Source organism: Chitinophaga polysaccharea (assembly GCF_007829335.1).
Taxonomy (GTDB): domain Bacteria; phylum Bacteroidota; class Bacteroidia; order Chitinophagales; family Chitinophagaceae; genus Chitinophaga; species Chitinophaga polysaccharea_B.
Genome location: NZ_VIWO01000014.1, coordinates 22,497 through 48,770 on the forward strand (window position 1 = coordinate 22,497; position 26,274 = coordinate 48,770).

Annotated in this window: 1 protein-coding gene; it reads left to right on the top strand. The window is 49.9% G+C overall.

Annotated features, from left to right (window positions below):
* The first annotated feature begins 92 nt into the window (after positions 1-92).
* On the top strand, positions 93-26,243 hold the full coding sequence (locus FHW36_RS28860; protein WP_145674753.1) for a Calx-beta domain-containing protein: 26,151 nt from the start codon (positions 93-95) through the stop codon (positions 26,241-26,243).
* Positions 26,244-26,274 lie beyond the last annotated feature (31 nt).

Here is a 26,274-nt window from a genome sequence, read left to right on the forward strand (position 1 = left end):
AGGAATCTTTCCAGGTTCTCTGTGTATAACATAGTGGATCAGAACCCTTATTACCCAATGTTGATTGCATGATGTCCCTCTTAAATAATGTTATGAATCCCGATGTAAGGTTTTTCAGCAAGCACTGCAAGCGATTGTTACTGGCCTTGGTTGGCATGACGATGACTGTTACCGCCACTGCTAACACTTTCCCGGTCACTAATACGAATGATGCGGGGCCTGGTTCATTCAGACAGGCCATCCTGGATGCCAATGCCGCCGGCGCTGGCCCGCATGATATCGTATTCAATGTACACGGGCAAATTACGTTAGCCACGTCGATGCCTACTATTACGGCAAAGAAACTGACGATCGATGGACAGAATAAAATTACGTTGTATGCTACTGGCACCAATTCCATTATCAATCCTTTTGTGATTAATGCGGACAGTGTAACCATCCGGAATTTCACCGTGCAGAATAGCGGGGATATTAACGTAGACATTTTTCCCAATACAACGGGGGTAACGGTGGAGAATATACGTTCTTCCAGCACCGTGGGTAACTTCCTGAATGCTTTTATGAGGGTACAGGGCGCCTCCACGGGATTGACCGTAAGAAATATTTACTCCACAGACGTGGAGCCTGCCGGTAGCGTTTACGTTGGACGGGCCTTCTATTTTACAGGCGGTATGCAAACCAACCTGGTAATGGATAACATCCAACTCAGCACAGCTGGCAATACGCGTGGAGGAGAGGGTATCGTATTCCGTGATGCAGGCGTAAATGGACTGACACTGACTAACAGTAATATCAGCGGGTTCCAGAATGCATTGCTGTTTGATAATACCACCGGCCCGGTAGAAACGGCCAACAATGTGCTGTTGAGGAATGTAACCATCGATAGTTTATGGAGCGGTGTATCACTGGGCATTTACTGCGACTATGCCACCACTAACTTCCAGGTGAAGCGCACTACGATAGATATGAATGTAATTGGGCAGGATGATGACGGGGACTATGCCATTCGCTTCGATAACACTGCCAGCAACATTACCCTGGACACCATTAATATTAATGAGAATGATATTCACGCCATCTGGTTTAATGGCGCTGCGAGTACGGTAAGTATCAATAAAACTGTAGTCGAAAGCCGGTTACCGGGGCTTTATGGAGGAAATGCCTGTATAAGATTTGAAAGTACTATTAATGGTTTTAACTGTACGAATTCTGTATTGAACGGAGATAAGCCCGGCAATACAGATGATGCGGATGTAGGTATTGCCTTTTATGCTGCCGCTACAGGAGTGACGGTTGACAATGTTTCCTTTAATGAATTTGATGTAGACGGTATCTATGCGGCCGGAGCAACTACCAACTTCCAGCTGAGCAATTCTACCTTCACCAGGAATGAAGATGGTATTGAATTTTATAACAATGCCGCCAGAACTAATGTGGATATCATTAATTCGGCGTTTTATAACCAAACACGTTCAGGCATTGTGGTGAGTGGTGCTGCCGGCGCTACGGATGTAGACATTAAAGGAGATACCCTGGCTAACAATGCCAATCATGCCGTATGGTTTTATGGAGCTGCCAACGTTACCGACGCGGAAGTGACTGGTTGTGTGATTCATGATAATGGTGGGGCGGGTGTTGTTAACGTAGCTCCTACTAATGTACTCATCTCCAAAAACTCCATTTATAATAATGCCGCTGCTGGTATTTCCCTGCAAGGAGGTAACTGTAGCTATACCAATGCTGCCGGCAAGACGCCGGTACTGGTATCGTCATCGGCGCTGGGCGGAGGGCAGTATCAGCTGCAACTCACGATACCCACAATAACGGCCGGTGCACAATACTCGGTTGATATTTATGCCAACGATCCCGCTACGAACAAAACGAGCGGGCAATATTATGTTACCACTTTAACAGGACTATCTGCCGGAACTTCTACACAAACTATTACCTATAATGCTGGTCCGGGTGCTACCGGACTTGGTTTCTGGACGGCCACATTGCGCATTCCCGCCAATACCTGCGGTACTTCTGAGTTTAGTAACGCCATCCCGATGGCGGCTAAAGGACCTGCCTGTGTGAGCAATGGCGTGGTGGCCTGGTACCGGGCGGATCAGGCCGTGAACGGCGTCAATTGGGGAGATATTTCTGGTAATGCCAATCACATGACGGTGGTCGGCGATCCGGACAATACCACCGGTATGGTCAATTTCAACCCGGCTATTTACTATGATGGTAATGATGCGCATCTGGTACCTGCTTCGGCAGCCGTATCTGGTGCCTATTCCATAATGGGGATGGGGTTACTGGAAGGCTCTCAAACCGGCCGTGTATTCAACAGCTCCAGCGGGAATAAATTAATGGGATGGCATGCAGGGTTTGAAAATCGCCTGTATGTGGAAGGGTGGCTGAACACCGGTAATGCAATCACCGCCAAAGGCAAACTCTATTCTTTTGAAAGAGGGGCCAGTGGCGCTTACGCATTTAAGAGTAACGGTGCACTGGTGAAAAACGGTGCTGCTTCAGACGGCACTGCATGGACATTGGACGTGGGAGGCGCTACTTACTCGGAATATTCAAAAGTATTTATCCCGGAAGTATTCATCTATAACCGCGATCTTACGTCGGCAGAAATACAGCGCATCGAATCTTATATGGCGCTGAAATACGGTATCACGCTCAATGCAGGCGCAACAGATTATATTAACAGCGACGGCACCGTACAAATATGGACGGCTGCTGCCAATACAGGTTACGGTGCACGCATCACTGGTATAGGCCGTGAAGACTGCAGCATGCTGAGCCAAAAACAATCACTGAGCCAGGATAGTGGTATGGTAACTATCGCATTGGGAAATGCTATCGCTGCTTCTAATGCTGCCAATACAAATAGCTTTACACAGGACAAAGCATTCATTACCTTCGGTGACAACGGCGGCAATACCAACTACTTTACCACTGTTACAAGCGTTAATGCCAACCAGCGGATGGGGCGTGTGTGGCGTGTACAGAAAACAGCTGCCTGGGACAATAGCCAGCAGATAACGCTGCAACTGACAGGCGGCGCAGCAAATAACTACCTGCTTATCAGTACAGACCCTGCTTTCGGCACCGTTACCAAAGAATTGAAATTGAGTGGCACGGGAACAGTTACACTTTCCAGCGCCGATTTGGCCAACGGCGCTTACTTTACTTTCGGGCAACAGCAGCGATATCCGGGAGGCGTAGCCGCTAACTTGCAGGCATGGGTGAAAGCGGATGCCGGTACCACCGTGGCAGATGGTAATATCCTCAAATGGAGCGATCAGGCCGTTCAGCGGGAATGGCCGTTGGCCCTCAGCGCGCCTGTAGCCTGGGAGAAGAATTCCATCAACTACAACCCGAATATTTACTTCCAGGGAAATAACTATTTCAGTGTTGATAAATTCACGGAAAGCTATACCGCCGGTGAAATATTTTCAGTGCAGTCAACAACACTGCCATCTACCACCACTACGGCAAGTTTTCCGTTTGAGTTCGGTGGCGACCCCAGTACGCTCACTACACAGTTTTATGTATACAACGGGTCCCACTATACGCACTTTGGTATCAGTTCAAGACCGGGTTACTCCCTGGCCGGTTATAATGTAAACCGTCCGCACCTGTTAAATAACTGGAGCGCTCCCAGTAACTGGGCACTGAACTTCGATGGTAAAACCATCGGTAGCAGCACTACCTTCCCGGTTACCTTCGGCAGGGCCACCGCGTTGAACGTTGCCATTGGCGCGGGGCATAACGCTGTGTTCAGCGGCCGTATCTCTGAATTAATTCTCTTTAACAGGCAGTTGAACGCTACCGAACGGGCACAGGTAAACAGCTACCTGGCGCTTAAATATGGTATTACGCTCACCACGGCAGCGGGCGCCGCTACGGATTACATCGCCAGCAATGGCACTACCCGCATGTGGACCGCTTCCAAAAACACTGGTTACGGTCAGCGTATCACCGGCATCGGAAGAGATGATAATGGTACACTGCTGCAGAAACAAAGCACGTCGCAGTTAGATGGCGCCAATGTGGCCATTGGTATCGGTAGCAGCCTGGCAGCCGCCAATGCAGATAATGGCAGCAGCGTGGCCAACGACCTTTCTTTCTTTACTTTCAGCGATAATAATCAGCCAGCTACATATACGCAGCCTGTTGCCGGTTTAGGTAACCTTACTACGCGCATGGCCCGTATCTATAAAACAGATCGTACCAACTGGGCTAAGAGTCCGCTTACTTTATCACTCGCAGGAGGAGACAATACCACTTATCTATTAGTGAGCAATGATGAAACTTTCGGTGCAGGCGATAAATCCTATGTGCTGGATGCCAATGGAGCGATAACGCTGGACAGCGATCAGCTGCCCGACGGCGCTTTCTTTACTTTCGCCAACGGTCAGGCAGGTCCTGCCGGTGTAGCCGGCGGCCTGGAAGTATGGGCCAGGGCAGATAGCGCGATAGTGGGAGGTAACAATGTTTCGCAATGGAAAGAGCTGAGCGCTTCCCGTCGTACATGGACGCTTGCGCTTGCGGGAACTCTCCCCTGGAAGGAAACATCCATCAACTTTAACCCCGGCGTCAGTTTCAATGGCACTGGCCCTGGAGGCAATTATTTCATACAACAACCAGAGATAGCGAATACCTTTACTGCTGGTGAAGTATTCACCGTACAAACATCTAATATTGATAATACGGCAACAACAGTTAACTATCCGTTTGAATTTGGTGGTACTTATGTCAGTGGCCAATCTCTATATACCTGGAGTAACAACAATCAATATACGTATTTCGGTTCCGGTACTGCACGCAGGAACTTTGCTTACCCGGCAAGTGTGAATGTGCATAATGCCCATATGCTCAATATCTGGAGTGCCACCAACGACTGGGCAGCCGGTATGGATGGTAAGGTATTACTGACGGCCAACGCCAATGCGGTAAACTTCCTGTCGCCGGTCGGCAATAGAGATTATATCGGCGCCGGTCACAACTCAGTATTTAATGGCGATATTCCCGAAGTTATACTGTATTCCCGCAAGCTGAGTAACCTCGAACGCCAACAGGTACAGTCCTATATGGCGTTGCGTTATGGCCTCACATTGGGCATTGACGCACCAATGGATTATCTCGCCAGCGACGGTACGACCACTATGTGGAAAGCTGCAACCGGCGGCGCTTATACCAAACATATTACCGGCATTGGTCGCGACGACAAGGGCATGTTATTGCAGAAGCAATCGGTAGCTGCCGATACCGGCATTGTAACGATTGCAGTTGGTACAGCAGTGGCTGTTTCTAACAAGGCCAATACAACGACTATTACTAACGATCTTTCTTTCTTCACTTTCGGAGATGATGCGGGCGCAACTGCTTACCAGACACCGGTTACTGGTATCAGTAAAGTCAATAGCCGCATGACCCGTGTTTTCAAAGCACAGAAAAATAACTGGGCAGATCAGAATATTACTATAAAACTTACCGGTGGTAATGCACGGACTTATTTGCTGGTTAGTACTGACAATACCTTCAGTACCGGTGATGCAGCCTATGCGCTGAACGCCGACGGCACTATTACGCTTAACAGTAACCTGTTGGCTGATGGAGCTTACTTTACTTTTGCGAAAAATGTTACGGGTCCAAATGCTATCACTAATGGCGTGTCGTTCTGGCTGCGCGCAGATGATGGGATGTCTGGTGGCAGCAACTGGATTGACTACAGTAATAAAGGGAATGACGCTGCACAGGGCGTAGTGGACAGCCAACCTATCACCGATGCGAAAGCCCTTAACTTCAACTATGGCCTCGTGTTTGATGGTACGAATGACTTCCTGGATATAACTACTACGCGCATAGATCCTGCTACCTCCACCGTTTTTGCGGTGGGTAGCGGTTCGGGCTTTGCATCGGCAAGAGATCTTGTCAGTAGCGGTGCTGTAGGCGCCGCCCACGGAATGGAATTCCGGCTCATTAACACCGGGCAGATACAGTATCTGGAGAATGCCTCATCAGTGGTGGCCATAGGCGGTTTTAATACCTATGAGGCCAATAAACCTTATATTTTTAGTGCCACCCAGGCCAATAATACCCCCAACGGAGTTCGTATTTTTGGAAATTATACTTTTGACAACCAGGGTGCCATCAATTTAACACCACTCACCGACAATCTTATTTCCATAGGCTCCCGTACTATAGCTGCCAGAGGGCTTTACTGGATGGGTAATATAGGAGAAGTGATTGCCTACAACCGCGTATTATCTGATGCAGAGCGCCAGTCCGTGGAATCTTACCTGGGTCTTAAATATGGTATTACCATAGGTAACGGCGCTACCGATTACCTGGCTACCGACGGCTCCAAATACTGGACAGCCGATCCTGTTTATAAATCCCGTATCACCGGTATAGGCAGGGATGATGCTACAGCGCTGAATACCAAACAATCGCTCAGCGTGGATACCGGCTTTGTAACGCTTTCACTGGGTAACAGCATTCCTCTCACGAACGAACAGAATAGCAATACCATCACGAACGATAAATCTTTCTTTGTTTTTGGCGACAATGGATTATCGGCTTCCTCTTATGGAACTATTGTAAGCGGAACGAACGCAACCCGCCGCCTGGCCCGCATCTGGAAAGTAGATAAAACTAACTGGACGGATCAACCAGTTACCCTGAAAGCAGATGCACCCGGCACGAAAGTATACCTGCTGATCAGCACCGACCCTACGTTTGCAACGGTCAACCAGGAACTTCCGCTGAATGCAAACAAAACTATTACGCTCAACTCCAGCCTGATGCCCGATGGCGTGTACTTCACCTTCGGCGCAGCAGTAAAATACCCTGGCGGTGTAAACAGCGGCAAACTCCTGTGGTTGCGCGCGGATCTTGGTACTTCTGCTACTGCAGACAGCATGGGAATCAGCAGTTGGAACGACTATAGCCCTAACGGCAATAACGTTACCCAGGCCGTAGCTGCCAACCAGCCTATCTATATGAACAATGCTGCCAATAACCTGAACTTCAACCCTGTGGTAAGGTTCAATGGCGCTCCTCATGCTATGACAGGAGGCTCTTTCCTGAAAACAGCCAGCTATAATGGCGCCGCTGCATTCTACGCAGGTAACCAAACTGCGGCCGTTAATACCGTTGTATTCACAGAACCGATCGGAACCGGTACCCAGTTTACTTTGCATGCCACCTGGGGAGATAATATTGTTTATTGGGATCCTCCTTATGTCAGCAATCGTTTGACTTACAATACAGGGGGAATCAATAACCAGGTTATTCTCTGGTCCACTACCAGCGATATCAGCCTGGCTGCCAACAAACAGGCTATTTACAAGAATGGTCTGAATGTGGCCAACGGTAATAATACGAGTATCTTCACCGGCAACAACAGTCCATTCCAGTTGGGCTATTCCACCAGTGCAACTTCTTACACCGGCCGCATGGGCGACCTGATCATTTATGCTGGTGCGCTTACGACAAATGAGCAACAGCGCGTGAATACCTATATGGCTATTAAGTATGGTATCAGTTTGAATAACGGCGCTTCCAATTACCTGGCTACTGATGGCAGCACTATATGGAACGCCGTGACCAACACCGGCTATGGCAATTATATCACCGGTATTGGTCGCGACGATGCGGAAGATCTTAATCAGAAACAATCCCGTAATACTGCAACTGGCATGCAGTTGGCTATCGGCCTCAATAACCTGGCGGAAACAAACCTCAGCAATGCCAATGCATTTACTGCCGATAAATCATACATGGTGTGGGGGGATAATGGCGGCAGCAGTCTCTTTAAAACGCCGCTGAGCGGTCACCCGGTAGCCAACTACCGCATGGCAAGAGTATGGCGTGCGCAGGAATCCGGCACTGTTGGCGGTGTACAGGTAGCGGTGCCTTATGATGCACTGCCCAATGCGGCACAGACTTACCTCATTATTAGCAATGATGCTACTTTCGACGGAACGGACAAATTTATTCCTGTAACGGCCACCACCCTCAATGGTGTGAAACATTATGCGGCCAATGTAGACCTGACCAATGGACAATATTTTACCTTTGGAGCTTCTATCAAAACGCCTGGTGGGGTAGTGGGCACGTCCCTCTGGCTGCGTGCAGACGCTGGTACGTCCAATACTACGGATAACACCGCCCTTAACGGATGGACAGACTATGCTTCTGAACTGAACAACGCTACGCAGGCTACAGTTGCCAATCAACCGCTGTATATGAACAACGCCGTTGATAATGCCAACTTTAACCCGGTAGTGAAGTTTGATGGTACAGATTTCATGGGGCTGGATATCACTAAGTTGCCTACAGGCACTGCTGCGAGAACGCTCTTCGGTACTGGTAGTGCAGCCACCACCGGTACAGGTAATAAGTTTATTCTTGCTTATGGTGCAGGTGCAACTAACCAGGGTAATGGTCTCGCGATCGTAGGTGGAAATGGGACAGCCGATTTCGTAGGATGGGCTAATGATGTGGTAAGCCCGGTCGGTAACTGGCAACCAGGTGTGTTTAATGAAATGGTAGGTGTATGGGCTGGTAATGGCGGTACTGCTACACTTTACAGCAAAATGAAATCGCTGGGATCTGCCGCTAAGGCATGGAATACCGGCAACGTGGATGCTGGAATAGGTGCATGGCCCTGGGATCGCGCTCAGGCATGGATCGGTACCATGGGAGATATTATCGTATATCCCACCGCCTTAACACCCACCGAACTGCAACGCGTATCTACTTACCTCGCTATCAAGTATGGCTATACGATAGATCAGACCACTGCAACAGATTACCTGGCTACCGACGGCACCACCAAGGTATGGGATGCCACTGCCAATGCTACCTATAAGAATAATATCACCGGTATCGGTCGCGATGACGTAGAAGGCCTTGCGCAGAAGCAGAGCCAGAACATCAATACCGGCTTACAGCCCATAGTAGGCCTCGGCGGTATCGCGGCAAATAACCTTAGCAATACCAATACTTTCTCTGTAGATAAATCTTATTTGGTGTGGGGCGATGATGGTGCAGCCACCAACTTCTCCACCGTTATCACCGGTAATCCGCTTGTAACCAACCGTATGGCAAGAGTATGGAAGGTGCAGGAAACCGGTACCGTGGGTACTGTGGCACTTTCTGTCAGAAAAGACCAGTTGCCTAAAATTGCTACTACTCCTTACCTGGTAGTGAGCAATGACGCCACTTTTGATGGCACTGATCAGTTTATACAATTATCTGAAAACAGTGTGAATGGTGTGATCAGTTACACGACCAACATCGATCTCACAAATGGACAGTACTTTACTATTGCCAGCTATGTAACAGCACCCGGTGGCGTATCCGATGAAATGTTGTGGGTGAAAGCAGACGCTGATCTCCAGGTGGACGGCAGCAACCAGGTGGAACAATGGCTGAACCAGGCGGGTTCCATGGCGACTGAACTGCGTGCGGCCCCAGTTGCACATACAGATGCCATCGCTGCTTCGGCTGATATTATCCGTGTAGCCAATGGCATCAACTTTAACCCAACGCTTGATTTCACCGGTGCAGTAGGCAAATCCCTGAAAGGAAATGCCACTGCTAACTGGAACACATCGGCTAACTTGTCTATATTCTCTGTAAATAAACCTGAAGGTGTTATTCCAAACTCCGGAACAGCTATTTTCGCCAGTAATGGTAACTGGACCGCAGTTGGAGGATCCGGCAGAGGCCTGATGTATCTTACCGGCGGCAATTTTGCTCTTGACGGCGCTGGATGCCCTACTGGACAATCCACGCCACCTTATGCCGGGCCTGTTATCGCAAGGGGGATTTATGTAAATGCAAGCAACCCGCTGAATGGAAGTACATGGCTGAACGGTAAGCAATCTGTTCTCGCTACCAGCTGCCCAACACAGGCAGATGGCTCCTTCTTCGAAATAGGCGGTCGCACCACAGACGATGCTACATATGACAACCGTATCTTCAACGGTAAGATCCCAGAGGTGATCGTGTATAAATCCGCGCTCACAACTACAGACGCACAGAAAGTGGAATCTTACCTCGGTGTTAAATACGGTATCACGCTCGACCAGTCTACTGCACAGAACTACCTGGCTACAGATGGTTCCGTGATCTGGAATGCGACGAACAACAGCACTTATAAAAACAATATCTTCGGTATCGGTCGCGATGATCGCGAAGGGTTGGTACAGAAACAATCCCGCAGCATCCATACTGGCTCTATCCTGACAGTTGGTGTGCGTGCTATCGCCGCTACCAATGCAGATAATGCTAATACTTTTGGTGCAGATAAAAGTTATCTCCTGTTGGGCAGCAATAGCAATGCCCTCACTGTAAGCGGAACAGACCTGCCCGTCGGCAGCTGTATCCCCGAACGCCTTACGCAGGAATGGAAAACACAGTTTACCAACTATGATATCAGCACGCAACCACTCAGTATGCAGTTTGACCTGACTGGCATTACCACCACAGGTACAACTACAGGCGATTTCAGCATCCTGGTGGATGAAGATGGCGACGGTAACTTCGCCACCGGTACTATCACAGAAATCCCAGCTACTAATGTCGCCGGCAAGATCGTGAGCTTTGAAAACGTGGGTGCACTGAAAGACGGCGTAGTGTTTACACTCGTTACCAGCCATCTGCAACGCACCGCTAACCTGGTGCCAGACGCCACGGTGAGAACAGTAACCGCCACTTGTATCAACAACGATACCCTGTATTTCTACGATCCTACAGATGCTAGTAAATACATTGCTTCCATTGCCCTCAACGGCAATACTATGGACGTGACCAAGCTGTCGGCCATTGTTGATGTGAACAGGGATATGAATGCTGCATTGGGTAAAAACAGTGGTACCGACTATGGCACGCAACTGATGCGCAGGTTGTTACAGATCAACTATACCGGCGGTGCGCTGACACAGAATGGTGGCGTTACCGTTCGCCTGTTCTGGAATCCTGCTGAAAAGACCAATGCAGAAAATATGCTTTCCGGCACCCGTGGTGTAACCGGTACACAGCGTTGGACCTGGTTCAAACACAGCGGCGATATTGCTACTACACTGGCCGACCTGGCCCCTGAAGGACTGGCTAATATTACAGAAATGAATCCTTCGGCTACCGGTCAGCAGGATGGCGTAGACTACGTTGAGTTCAGCGGTATACAGAGTTTCTCCACTTTCGGTGGCCTGACCGCTGTTAATCAAACATTAGCCATCACCAAAGTACAGGATGGTAAAGAAGGTACACAGGATGGTTCCTTCAAAATCAGTTTGCCAGGAACCATAAAAGCTACGGAAGACATTACCGTAAACTATACGGTGACCGGTACTGCCAATAACGGCGGCGACTATACGACCCTCACAGGTACGGTTACTTTCCCGTCCGGCAGCAACAGTATATCCCTGCCAGTAACGGTGACTGATGACAATATCCTTGAAGTAACAGAAAATGTGAATGTTACGCTGAGCGGCGCCGTAGGCGCTGCCAGCGGTAATATTTATAATATCAGCAGCACTCAGTCAGTTGCGTCGCTGGACATTGCAGACAACGACAGCAATGACCCTGCTAAAACTACCGTAGGCGTTACCTGGGTGAAGGATGCCCAGGAACCCACTACCAACGGCGCCTTTAATATCAGCCTGCCGGCTGGTGTTACTTCCTCTGAAGACATCACTGTTAACTACGCTATTGCCGGTACCGCCACCCCAGGTGCGGATTATGTGGCACTGAGCGGGTCGATTGTGATTCCTGCGGGCCAGCCAGGCGTAACATTGCCGGTGCTGGTGCTGGACGATCAGTTGCTGGAAAAACCGGAAACAGTTATAGTAAGTGTAACCAGCGGCAGCTCTACCCATTTTACACTAACACCAGCTGCCGCTGCGGTGACTGCTACCGTTAATGTTATTGACGATGAGAATACACCGGCCAATCGTGTACTGAGCATAACGAAAAAGACCGACGCGGCTGAACCATCCACCAATGGCGAGTTTACGATCCATTTACCGGTAGGTGTGATACCTACCGAAGATATCACCGTCAGCTATAACGTAGGTGGTACAGCCCAAGGTGGATCTGATTATACAGCCCTTACCGGTACGGTGATTATCCCGGCGGGTAAAGACAGTGTAGTCGTACCAGTTAATATAATCGACGATCAGATCATTGAAAATACCGAAACGGTGGTGGTAACACTTACCGGCGGCAGCAGCACCAACTTCAATTATACTGCCAGCACCACCAATGGTAATGCCACTGTTAATATTACAGATGATGACAATACAGCGCTTAACCGCGTGATCAGTATTAAGAAGAAAACGGATGCGGCAGAGCCGTCCACAAACGGGGCATTTACGATTGGTCTTCCTGGTAGTATTACTTCTTCCGAAAATATAACCATAGCCTATACATCCTCCGGTACCGCTACCAGTGGCACAGATTATACCGCCCTGGGAACATCTATCGTGCTGCCTGCTGGACAGAACAGCATTCCTTTACCCATCACCGTTGTCGATGACAAGATCATCGAAAATACAGAAACTGTCATTGCAACGGTGACTGGCGGTACCAGTACCAGCTTTGCTTTCACTATCAGCAGCACTGATGGCAGCGCCACAGCCAATATCACGGATGATGATAATACAGCTGCCAACCGCATCCTCAGCGTGACCAACGACGGAGGAGATGCTTCCGAACCAAGTACCAACAGCCGGTTCAAAATCAGTTTGCCTAAAGGCGCGACTGCAGCCGACGATATTGTGGCTGCCGAGCCTATTACCGTGACCTACACTATTGGTGGCACGGCGATAAATGGCACCGATTATACCACTATCACCAATACCGCCATCATACCAGCAGGCCAGAACAGTGTAACCGTACCGGTAACCGTGATCAATGACCAGCTGATGGAAAGCACCGAAACGGTGACTATGACGCTCGCCGGCGGCACGAGTACCAGCTTTGCCTTTACGGCCAGCACAACCAATGGTAGTGCTACCGTGAATATCCTGGATGATGACAACACTCCTGCCAACAGGGTGCTGAGTATCACCAAAACTGCCGATGGTGCAGAGCCAGCTACCAATGCTACGTTCAAAATCAGTTTGCCTGGAACGGTTACGCCTTCCGAGGACATTACGGTGAATTATACCATCGGCGGAACAGCTACTAACGGCACAGACTATACGACCTTAAGTGGCACCGCTACCATCCTGGCAGGACAAAACTCCATTACCCTGCCTGTTGCCGTAATCAACGACCAGGTAATAGAAAGTACAGAAACCGTAACGTTGACGCTTACCAGCGGTAGCTCTACCAACTTCAGCTATACCGTGAGCGCCACCAATGCTGCGGCCACTGCGAATATTTCGGATGACGATAATACTGCGGCCAACCGTGTGCTGAGTGTTATTAATAATAGTAATGGGGCAGAACCGGGTACTCCAGGTGAATTTAAAATCAGCCTGCCCGCGGGCTTCACTTCATCCGCACCTATTACTGTGAATTACACGATAGGAGGAACGGCTACCAGTACAGCCGATTATGTTCCATTAACAGGTACTGCTACCATAGCAGCAGGTCAGCCTTTTGTAACCGTACCGGTAACTGTGAACGATGATAAGATCATCGAAGTAACAGAAACGGTAGTGATGACCCTCACCGGCGGCACCGGTGGTGGTTCCGCTTATACGGCATCTGCATCCGCTAATACCGCTACTGTGAATATTGCAGACGATGATGATACACCGGCTAATCGTATGGTAAGAGTACAGTTAGGCCGTGATGGTGCAGAAGGCGGCGCCTCAATAAGATTCAATTTCCTTCCGGCGCCGGGTATTACATATTCTGAACCCGTAACAATAAATTATACTATAGGTGGTACCGCTACTTTAGGCGTCGACTATAATGGTATAACTCCTGCACATTTCAGTGGAACGGCTGTGATTTCAGCCGGAGCTACATCAACAGCCACCGTGGCTAATGTGGTGGATGATCAGATTATAGAAGGTACAGAAACCGTGATCATCAATATCACCGGCGGATCTTCCACTAATTTCAATTTCACACCAGATCCGGTAGAAGGCAGCGCAACCGGCAACATTATCGACAACGATGATAATGCGGCCAACCGCGTACTGAGCATCACCAAAACAGGAGATGCAGCAGAACCGGCAACAAACAATACCTTCAAAATTAACCTGCCGGCAGGTATAACAGTTCCCGAGCCTATCACTGTGAATTACACCGTGAGCGGTACTGCTACCGGAGGTGCGGATTACGCGACCCTGAGCGGCACGGTAACCATCCCTGGTGGTTCAAACGGCACCACACTGCCGGTGAATGTGATCAATGATGATTTCATTGAGAATACAGAAACAGTGATAGTAAAGCTTACTGGTGGCAGCACCAGCACGCTCACTTTCACGCCTAGCACCACCAATGGCCAGGACACGATGAACATTGCCGATGACGACAATACTGCCGCCAACCGTGTGCTCAGTATTGTGAAACAGTCTGACCTTGCAGAGCCTGCCGGCAACGGTAGCTTCAAGGTAAGTCTGCCTGGAATCGTGTCTTCATCAGAACCGGTGACGGTTAGTTATACCATTACTGGTACTGGTACTAATGGCGACGACTATACTACCCTGACAGGCAGCATCGTATTACCTGCCAAACAAAACAGCGTAGTTATACCGGTAGATGTAAAAGACGATAAGATCATAGAGGGTACAGAAACGGTGGTGCTCACGCTTACCGGTGGTACCAGCACCAGCTTTACTTTCACTGCCGATGCTACCAACGGCAGTGCCACAGCTAATATTACTGACAATGATAACATTGCAGCCAACCAGGTATTGAGTGTGATCAACGGCGGCGATGCCGCTGAACCAGGCACCAACGGCGCCTTTACTATTGGCCTGCCTGCTGGTTATACCGCAGCAGCACCCATCACCGTCAACTATACCATAGCCGGTACAGCCACCAGTGGGTCTGATTACACCGCGCTCACAGGTACGGTAACCCTGCCCGCTAACCAACCTAGTATATCCGTACCGGTATTGGTGAAAGACGATCAGCTCATAGAGAATACTGAAACCGTTATCATGACGACTACAGGTGGTACCGGTGCCGGCCTTACTTATACGGCTAGCCCGACTAATGCTACCGCTACTGTTAATATTGCCGATGACGAAAATTCTGCGGCCAGCCGTGTGTTAAGCGTTACCAATGGTGGCAACGCAGCAGAGCCAACCACCAACGGCAAGTTCAAAATCAGTCTGCCAGCAAATGTCTTCCCATCAGAAGATATTACCGTTACTTATACTATCGCCGGTACCGCTACCGGTGGTAAAGATTACACTGCGCTGACAGGTACAGCTACTATCCTGGCCGGTCAGAATAGTGTAGACGTTCCCGTAGATGTGATTGACGATCAGATCATCGAAGGTCAGGAAACGGTGAGCCTTATGCTCAGTGGTGGTACCAGTGGCAGCTTCACTTATACTGTGAGCAGCACCGCCGGTAATGCACAGGTGACCCTGGATGATGACGACAACATTGCCGCCAACCAGGTACTGACAGTGACGAAAAATGCCGATGGTGCAGAACCATCTACTCCTGGCAGCTTCAAAGTGAGTCTGCCTGCCAATATTACTTCCGCGAGGGATATTACCGTGACTTACAGTACCAGTGGTACAGCTGCCGTGGGCGCTGACTACCAGGCGCTTGGTACCATTACCATCCCTGCTGGTCAAAACAGTGTAATCGTTACAGTGAATGTGATCAACGATAAGATCATTGAGCCGACAGAAACAGTGGATATGGCGATCACCGGTGGTAACGATACCAAATTTACCTATACCGTAGCTACTGGTGGTGGATCCGCCACAGTGAACATCGCGGATGACGATTATAACACTAACAGTAATGTAGTGCTGCTTACAAAGGTGTCTGACGCCGTAGAGGGCGGTACCCATGGGCAGTACAGGATTGCCCTGCCGCCAGGTGTTACCAGCTCTCAGGATGTGGTGATTAGTTTTACATTAGGAGGCACCGCTAATGATTCAGCTCATGCCCCGGTTGACTACCATTTATTGGGCCTGTCCGCTGGTAATAATATTGTTATTCCCGCAGGGGCCAATGAAGTATATATTGATGTAGACGCATTAGCTGATGGTCAGGTAGAAGGGCCCGAAACAGTGGTGCTGAACCTCACAAACGCTACGTCTTCTTCCGGCATGCCGTTTACCATAGATCCATCTGGTAACGGGGCAACTGTGAACATCATAGATGCCGATGCAGCTACCAGCACTCCTATACAGGTGATTGCCGGAATCAATGCGTCAGAACCAGTCACTAACGGTACTTTCACCGTGAAGCTGGCGGGTGTAGCTACCTCCGCATGGCCTGTCACCATTGGGTATCGCATATCTGGTACTGCTGCCTCTGGGGAAGACTATGAGGCACTGGGCAATATCATCATACCAGCTAATAAGAATAGTGAATCAGTAACGCTCAAAGTGCTGGATGACAAGATCATTGAGCCAACTGAAACCATGACCATTGAGCTTTTGTCGGGTAGTGCTACAGATGGAGGCGGTAATGCCTTTATCTTCCCGCCAGATCCGGCCAATAATAATATTACCGTTAACATCGCGGACGACGACGCCACTGCGGTGAACCAGATACTGAAAGTGGTGAAAAAAGACGATGCCGCTGAACCGGGTACCAATGGTGCTTATACCATCAGCCTGCCTGCGGGTTATACTTCTGCAGCAGATATCACGTTCACTTACAACATGACTGGTGATGCTGCCCGTAACACCGACTATACTATCAGCGCCGTTACGCTACCGGCTAATACCAACAGCTTTACCATACCGTTGATCGTTAGCGATGACAAGATCATAGAACCTACGGAAAAGGCTATACTGAACCTGACCGGTGGTACAGACGCTAACGCATTTACTTATACCGCAGATCCGGCTGGTAACAACGCCACCGTGAATATCATCGATGATGACAGTACCGCTGCCAACCGTGTACTGATTGTGACGAAAACAGCTGATGGTGCTGAACCTGGTATTCCTGGTGAGTTTACTATCAGTCTGCCGGCTGGTTATACCGCGTCCCAAGATATCGACGTAACTTATACCATTGGTGGTACCGCTACGCCAGGTGCAGGTTTTGACTATACTGCGCTCACTGGTACCGCGAAGATCATTGCCAGTCAACCTAATGTTAAAGTAACAGTACCTGTCACCAACGACGATATCATAGAAGGTACAGAAACAGTGGTAATGACACTAACTGGTGGCACCAATGCCAGCTTTAACTTCACACCGGCTACAGGTAATAATATTGCCACTGTTAATATAACCGATGATGACAATACCGCGGCTAACCAGGTGATCAGCATCGTGAAGAAGACCAATGCCGCAGAACCAGGTACAAATGGTGCGTTCACTGTCAGCCTGCCGCCTAACGTAACATCAGCTAAGCCGGTAACTGTGAACTATACCATTGCCGGCACCGCGATCAACGGAACCGATTATGGCACCCTTTCCGGTACGGTGGTAATACCTGCCAACCAGAATGGTATAGACGTGCCAGTTACTGTGAAAGACGAGAAAATCATAGAAGGTACAGAAACTGTGATCCTCACCGTTACAGGTGGCACTTCTCCTGACTATACCTTCACCGCCAGCACCACCAATGCCACCGCTACGGTGAACATCACCGATGATGATGACATTGCCGCTAACCGTGTGTTGAGCGTTATTAATAATGGCGACGCCGCAGAGCCAGGTACCAACGGTCAGTTCCTGGTAAGCCTGCCTGCCGGTTATACCGCCGCAGTGCCGATCACGGTGACCTACAACGTAGGAGGTACCGCCACTGCCGGCGCAGATTACACTGCATTGACCAATACCGTGGTGATACCAGCCGGGGATCCGGGCGTGCCGGTAGCCGTTAATGTGATAGATGACAAGATCATTGAGTCAACAGAAGACGTGACACTGACCATCACCGGTGGTACCGGCGGTGCGGCATACACTGCCAGCACCACCAATGGTAATGCTACGGTGAACATTGCGGACGACGATAATATACCAGCCAATACGGCACTGACGGTGACCAGGACTGCCGACGCCGCAGAACCAGGTACCAACGGAAGCTTCAGCATTAACCTGCCTAACGGTGTAACCGTAGCAGAAGATGTAACGGTTCAATACACCATTACCGGTACTGCGGTTAACGGCACTGACTATGCGACTCTCAGCGGTACAGCAGTGATTCCGGCTAACAGCGACAAAGTAATCGTGCCAGTAACAGTGATCGACGATAAGATCATTGAGACTATTGAAACCGTAATCATGAAACTGAACAGCGGCGCCAGCGCTCACTTCAACTTCACCGCCAGCACTACCCATGGTAGCGATACTGTAAACATCGTGGATAACGACAATACGTCGGCAGCGCTTGTACTGAGCATCACGAAGAAGAACCATGGTGCAGAGCCATTTGCCAATGGCGCCTTTACGATCAAACTGCCTGCTGGCTATACATCCTCACAGGATATTACCGTGAACTACACCGTAGCCGGTACTGCCACCAGCGGCGATGATTACAATGCCCTCAGCGGCAGCATCGTACTGCCAGCCGGTAAAGACAGCGTTGACCTGCTGGTAACTGTGAAGGATGATAAGATCATAGAACCAACAGAAACAGTGGTCGTGGCCCTGACCGGTGGCAGCAGCACCGACTTTACGCTGGTGCCGAGTGGTACTGCAGGCAGCGCCACCGTTAATATTGCGGATGATGAGTCGCTTACCCCGGCTAACCTCGTACTGAGTATCGTGCGGAAGAGTGATGCTGCGGAACCATCTACCAATGGTGCGTTTACTATCAGTTTGCCTACTGGTATCACCACGGCTGAAGCCATCACCGTGAACTATACCGTGGCCGGTACCGCCACCCCAGGTGCTGACTACACCGCCTTAACCGGAACCGTAGTCATCCCGGCAGGAGCAGGTACTGTAGACGTTCCAGTTGCGGTAGCAGATGATAAGATCATAGAGCCTACAGAAACCGTGATCGCCACCCTGGCAGGAGGAACTTCCAGCAGCTTTACCTTCACCGGCAGCGGCAATGCTACTGTAAACATCACCGACAACGACAACGTGGCGGCCAACCTCATACTGAGCGTAGCCAACGCGGGTGATGCGGCAGAACCGTCTGTTCCTGGTTCCTTCCATATTACATTGCCTGCAGGATATACTGCCTCAGAAGATATCACGGTGAACTATAACATTACCGGTACCGCCACCAGCGGCACAGACTATACCGCACTCACCGGTACAGCGGTGATCCTGGCAGGTAAAGACGGGGTAGTGGTATCAGTTCCTGTAATAGATGATAAACTGATAGAGAATACAGAAACCGTGATCATGACACTCAACGGCGGAAGCTCCACTACCTTCACCTTAACAGGTAATGGCAGCGCTACCGTGAATATTGCGGACGATGATAACAACGCGGCCAACCGCGTACTGTCTGTCACCAAAATGACTGACGCCGCAGAACCGGCTACCGATGGCAAGTTCGCCATCAGCCTGCCTGCCGGCATCACGGCCTCCGAAGACATCACCGTGAATTATACTATTGGCGGCAACGCTACCAGTGGAAAAGATTACACCGCATTGAGCGGCACGGTAGTCATCCCGGCTGGTAAAGACACGGTGTTTGTAACGGTGCCGGTAATCGACGATAAGGTGATCGAAACCACAGAAAACGTGGTGATGACCCTCACCGGCGGAGCAAGCACCAGCTTTAACTTCACTGCCAGCACTACCAGCGGTAACGCTAGCGTGAATATTACGGACGACGATAACGTGGCGGCTAACCGGGTGATCAACGTGACTAACCCTGTAGACGGTGCAGAACCAGCTACCAACGGAACGTTTACGGTGGGATTACCCGCAGGTTATACCGCATCAGAAGACATCACCGTTAGCTACACCGTAGGCGGCACTGCTACCGGCGGTACAGATTACACCGCGCTTAGCGGCACGGTGGTGATCCTTGCGGGTCAGACAAGTGTGCCCGTAACAGTTAGCGTGATCGATGATAAGATTATAGAAAATACAGAAACCGTTATATTAACGGCTACAGGAGGTACATCCACCAGCTTTACGCTCGTGGCAAGCGGTACAACCGGAAATGCTACCGTGAATATCACAGATGACGATAACACCGCGGCTAACCGGGTACTGAGTGTAAAAAATGCAGGCGACGCAGCAGAACCGGCTACAAACGGTAAGTTTACGATCAGTTTGCCTGGTGGAGTAACTTCATCTGAAGACATTACCGTGAATTACACGATCGCGGGTACTGCCGCCAGCGGCACCGACTACAATGCCCTCAGCGGCACCGTAGTAATCCCTGCCGGAAAAGATAGTGTAAACGTTCCTGTTAGTGTAATCAATGACCAGATCATTGAAAGCACCGAAACAGTGATCCTCACACTGACCAACGGTACTTCTACCAGCTTTGCCTTCACGGCCAGCACCACCAATGGTAAGGCTACAGTGAATATCAACGACGATGACGATAACGCCGCCAACCGCGTGCTGCTCGTTACCCGGACGCTTGATGCGGCAGAACCAGGCACCAACGGCAACTTCAATATCAGTTTGCCTGCTGGTATCACCGCTGCAGAAGATATCACTGTTAATTACACCATCGCGGGAACCGCAGTGAATGGCACTGATTATGCCAGTCTCACCGGCTCCGCAGTCATCCTGGTTGGTAAGAACGGTGTTAGCGTACCTGTAACGGTAACAGATGACAAGATCATTGAAAACACTGAAACGGTGATCATGACGCTGACCAACGGTACCTCTGCCAGCTTTGCCTTCACCGCCAGCACGACCAGCGGTACTGCGACGGTAAATATTGCAGACGATGACAACACGACGGCCAACCGCGTATTGTCTATCACCAAAAAGGCCGACGCTGCAGAACCAGGTACTAACGGCCAGTTTGCGATCAGTTTACCTGCCGGCATCACCGCCTCCGAAGCTATCACTGTGAACTATACCATTGGCGGTACCGCTACCAGTGGACAAGATTACACTGCACTGAGTGGCACCGTGACCTTCCCGGCTGGTAAAGACACTGTATTTGTAACAGTGCCGGTGATAGATGACAAGGTGATTGAAACGACAGAAACTGTGGATATGATCCTTACCGGTGGTACAAGCACCAGCTTCAGTTTCACCGCCAGCGCTACCAATGGTAATGCTACCGTGAATATTGCCGACGATGATAACACTGCGGCTAACCGGGTACTCACCGTAGTAAAAGGTACCGACGCATCCGAACCATCTACCAACGGTACATTTATTATTAGCCTGCCTGCGGGTATTACCGCAGCTGAGAACGTGACTGTAAACTATACCGTTAGTGGTACTGCCACCGCAGGTACTGACTACACCACGCTCAGCGCCACCGCTTTGATCACAGCAGGTCAGAACAGTGTTACCGTTCAGGTACCGGTAATCGACGATCAATTGATTGAAAATACAGAAACAGTAGTGATGACGCTGAATGGTGGTGCTTCTACCAGCTTTACCTTCACTGGTAACAGCAACGCTACCGTAAACATACTTGATAACGATGATGTTGCGGCCAACCGTATACTCAATGTAACGGCCACCAAACAAGCTGCAGAACCAGGCACCAATGGTGAGTTCACCATTAGCCTGCCAGGTACAGTAGCTTCATCAGAGCCGATTACAGTAACCTACACCATTAATGGCACCGCTACCAGCGGAGTAGATTATACTGCGCTCACAGGTACTGTGGTGATTCCGGCAGGCCAGCACAGCGTAACTGTTCCGGTACAGGTGATTAATGACCAGATCCTGGAGAATACAGAAACCGTGGGCATGACCATCACAACAGGTACTTCCACCAGCTTCACTTTCACTGGCGGTAGTACAGCTACGGTGAACATCACAGATGATGAGAATACAGCGGCTAACCGCACACTCAGCATCGTGAAAACAGCCGATGCCGCAGAACCTGGTACTAACGGCGCGTTCAAAATCAGCCTGCCATCTGGCATCACTTCTTCCGAAGCTATTACCGTAAATTATACAGTTGCCGGTACAGCTACCAGTGGTACTGATTATACCGCCATCACAGGAGCCATCACCATCCCTGCAGGTCAGAACAGCGTAAATGTTCCGGTTGCTGTAATAGATGATCAGCTGATTGAGAATACAGAAACGGTGATGATGACCCTGAGCGGTGGTACCTCTACCAACTTTACGTTTACCGGTGCAGGTAATGCTACCGTGAATATTACAGATAATGAGAACACGGCGGCTAACCGCGTACTGACAGTAAGTAAGGTAGCCGATGCCGCAGAACCAGCTACCAACGGCGGATTTAAGATTAGTCTGCCAGCCGGTATCGCTTCTTCTGAAGCTATCACGGTTAACTACACCATCGGTGGTACGGCTACCAGTGGTACAGATTACGCGGCTATCACAGGAATAATCACTGTTCCTGCCGGCCAGAATAGTATAACTGTACCAGTGAATGTAATAGACGATCAGTTAATTGAAAACACCGAAACGGTGATCCTGACGCTGAACGGCGGTACTTCCACCAACTTCATTTTCACCGGTAATGGTAATGCTACGGTGAATATTACAGATGATGAGAATACAGCGGCTAACCGTGTGCTCACCGTTACCAAAACAGCCGATGGCGCAGAACCATCTACCAATGGCGGATTTAAAGTAAGTCTGCCAGCCGGTATCGCTTCTTCTGAAGATGTAACCGTAAACTATACCATCACCGGTACCGCTACTGCGGGTGCCGACTATGCAGCCATCACCGGCAGCATCACGATCCCTGCGGGTCAGAATAGCGTGAACGTACCGGTAACGGTAATAGATGATAAGCTCATCGAACCTACTGAAACCGTGATGATGACACTGAACGGCGGCACCTCTACCAGCTTCACCTTCACCGGTACTGGTAATGCTACCGTGAACATCACTGACGATGACAGTGGCAACAACGTGCTGACAGTAGTTAAAACGACAGATGCCGCAGAACCGGGTACCAATGGCGCGTTTACCATCAGCCTGCCTGCAGGTGTTGCATCGGCTGAAGATGTAACGGTGAACTATACCATTACAGGTACCGCTACTGCCGGTACAGACTATACCGCTATCACCGGAACCATTACTATCCCGGCAGGTCAAAACAGTGTAAATGTACCGGTAACGGTAATAGATGATAAGCTCATCGAGCATACCGAAACGGTGATCATGACCTTAAACGGTGGTACATCTACCAACTTCACCTTTACCGGTACTGGTAATGCTACTGTGAATATTACAGATGATGAAGACACACCGGCTAATCGCGTGCTGAGCGTAGTGAAAACGGCGGATGCCGCTGAACCTGGCACAAACGGTGCATTCAGCATCAGCCTGCCGGCCGGCATTGCTTCTTCCGAAGACATTACTGTCAACTACAGTATTGGCGGCACCGCTACCAGCGGAACAGACTACAATGCTATCACCGGAACGATCACCCTTCCTGCAGGACAGAACAGTGTGGCGATACCAGTGGTGGTGAAAGACGACCAGGTAATTGAAGTGACTGAAACGGTGGTCATGACCTTAAACGGCGGCACTTCCAGTAGCTTCACGTTTACCGGCAATAGCAATGCTACCGTCAACATCTCCGATGATGAAAGCATTACACCGGCCAGCCTGGCACTGACCATCGCCAAAGACACTGACGGTGCAGAACCATCTACCAACGGCGGCTTTAAAGTGAGTCTCCCTGCAGGTATCACTTCATCTGAAGATGTTACGGTAAATTATACTGTAGCAGGTACCGCTACCTCCGGCGCAGATTATACTACCCTTACAGGATCCGTAGTGATCCCGGCTGGTCAGAATAGCGTGTCGCTCCCGGTAGTAGTGATTGATGACCAGATCATAGAAGTCACAGAAACAGTTGTAGCCACCCTGAGCGGCGGGACTTCCGCTCACTTTACCTTCACCGGTAGTGGTAATGCGACAGTGAATATCACCGACGACGAAAGCATCACTCCAGCCAAGCTGGTATTGACTGCCAAAGGAGCAGACGGTGCAGAGCCATCCACCAATGGTAGCTTTGTGATCGGATTGCCGGCAGGTGTTACTTCATCAGAAGACATCACCTTCAACTATACGATCGCCGGCACCGCTACTGCCAACGCAGATTACACCGCGCTGACAGGTACGATCGTCATCCCTGCAGGTCAGAACAGCATCACCATACCAGTAGTAGTAAAAGATGATAAGATAATAGAAGGTACTGAAACGGTTATTATCACACCAACCAGTGCCAGCTCCGGTCACTTTACTTTCACCAACGCTGGTAGTGCCACTGCCAACATCCTCGATGATGAAGTAGTGGATGCGAACCTGGTGCTGAATGTAACCAAGGATACCGACGCAGCAGAGCCATCTACCAACGGTAGCTTCACCATCAGTTTACCGACCGGTGTTAGCGCAGCGACGGATATTACAGCCACCTACACGGTAGCAGGTACTGCGAAGAGCGGAATTGATTACACGACCTTAACCGGAACGGTGGTAATACCAGCAGGTCAGAACAGCGTTACAATTCCAGTAACTGTTATCGATGACCAGCTGATAGAAGGAAACGAAACAGTGATCGTTACCGGAACAGGTGGTAAGGCTGGTAGTCTCGTATTCACACCGGGTAGCAGCAACACCGCTACCGTGAATATCGCGGATGACGATAATATCAACCTGGACCTGGAAGCCAGCGCTACTAAGGCCAATGCGGCGGAACCATCTACAGCAGGTGAATTCACCATTAAACTTGCCAGTGGCAAAATACCGGAAGAAGACATCACCGTTACCTATAGTATTGCGGGCAGTGCAACGGCAGGCACCGACTACCAGGCGCTTACAGGCACCGTAGTGATCCCGGCAGGTACCAACAGCGTAACGGTGCCGGTGAATGTAACAGACGATGACTTGATAGAGCCACTTGAAACAGTAATACTCACTGTTACTGGCGGCAAATCAAGCTCCATTAACTATACAGCAGGCGCTAGTAAAACAGCTACCGTAAACATAGCAGATGACGACAACACTAACCTGGGTCTGTTGATCACTGCAAGTCAGCCAAACGCCGCAGAACCTAATGTTGACGGGGCATTTACCATCAGCCTGGCAAATGGCAAGCGTACGGCAGCACCTATCACCATACAGTATATGATGAGTGGCAGCGCTACGCCGGATGCAGATTACACGGCCATCAGCGGTACGATCACCATTCCGGCCGGCGCCAGCAGTGTAGTTGTTCCTGTAATTGTTCAGGACGATCGCGAAGTGGAAGGCCCTGAAACAGTAGTGTTCAAGCTCACCGGCGGAAAATCGGCGGACTACGCCTTCACAACAGGCGCAGCCAACGAGGCCACTGTAACGATTGCAGACAATGATAAACTGGCGGGCGATCTGATCGTCACCAAAGAAATCGTTTCACCAGTAGCAGGACCTTACCGTATGGGACAAAACCTCACCTACCGCATTACGGTGAAGAATGTGGGTAATATCCCTGTCACCAGTGTGAGGGCAGAAGACCATTTACCGGTACAACTGGATATACCAACCCATACAGCAGCAGATCGCGGTGATGTGGTAGTAACGCAAGCCACTAAACTGGTAGAATGGAATATCGGCGACCTGGCAGTAGGAGCTAGTGTGCAGATGACGCTGACATCCCGCGTAATTGAAGGTGGTAAGCTGATCAACGAAGCAACGGCTTATAGTACCAATATGCCGGATGCCGATAGTACCAATAACGTAGGCGTGTCAACGATAGCGGTCGAAGGTTCGGACCTGTCATTCCCGAATGTGATCACACCGAACGGTGATGGTAAGAACGAAAGGTTCATCATCGGTGGTTTGGAAAAATATCCGGGCGCTGCCATCTTTATCTTCAACCGTTGGGGTGGACAGGTGTACCAGTCAAAGGATTACCATAACGATTGGGATGGTTCTAACCTGAACGAGGGCACCTACTACTATATACTGGAAGTAAGGAAAGAAAGTGGTATCAAGAAGTACAAAGGATGGGTAACCATAGTACGGTAAGAGATAACAATATTATCTGCTACAAAAAAAA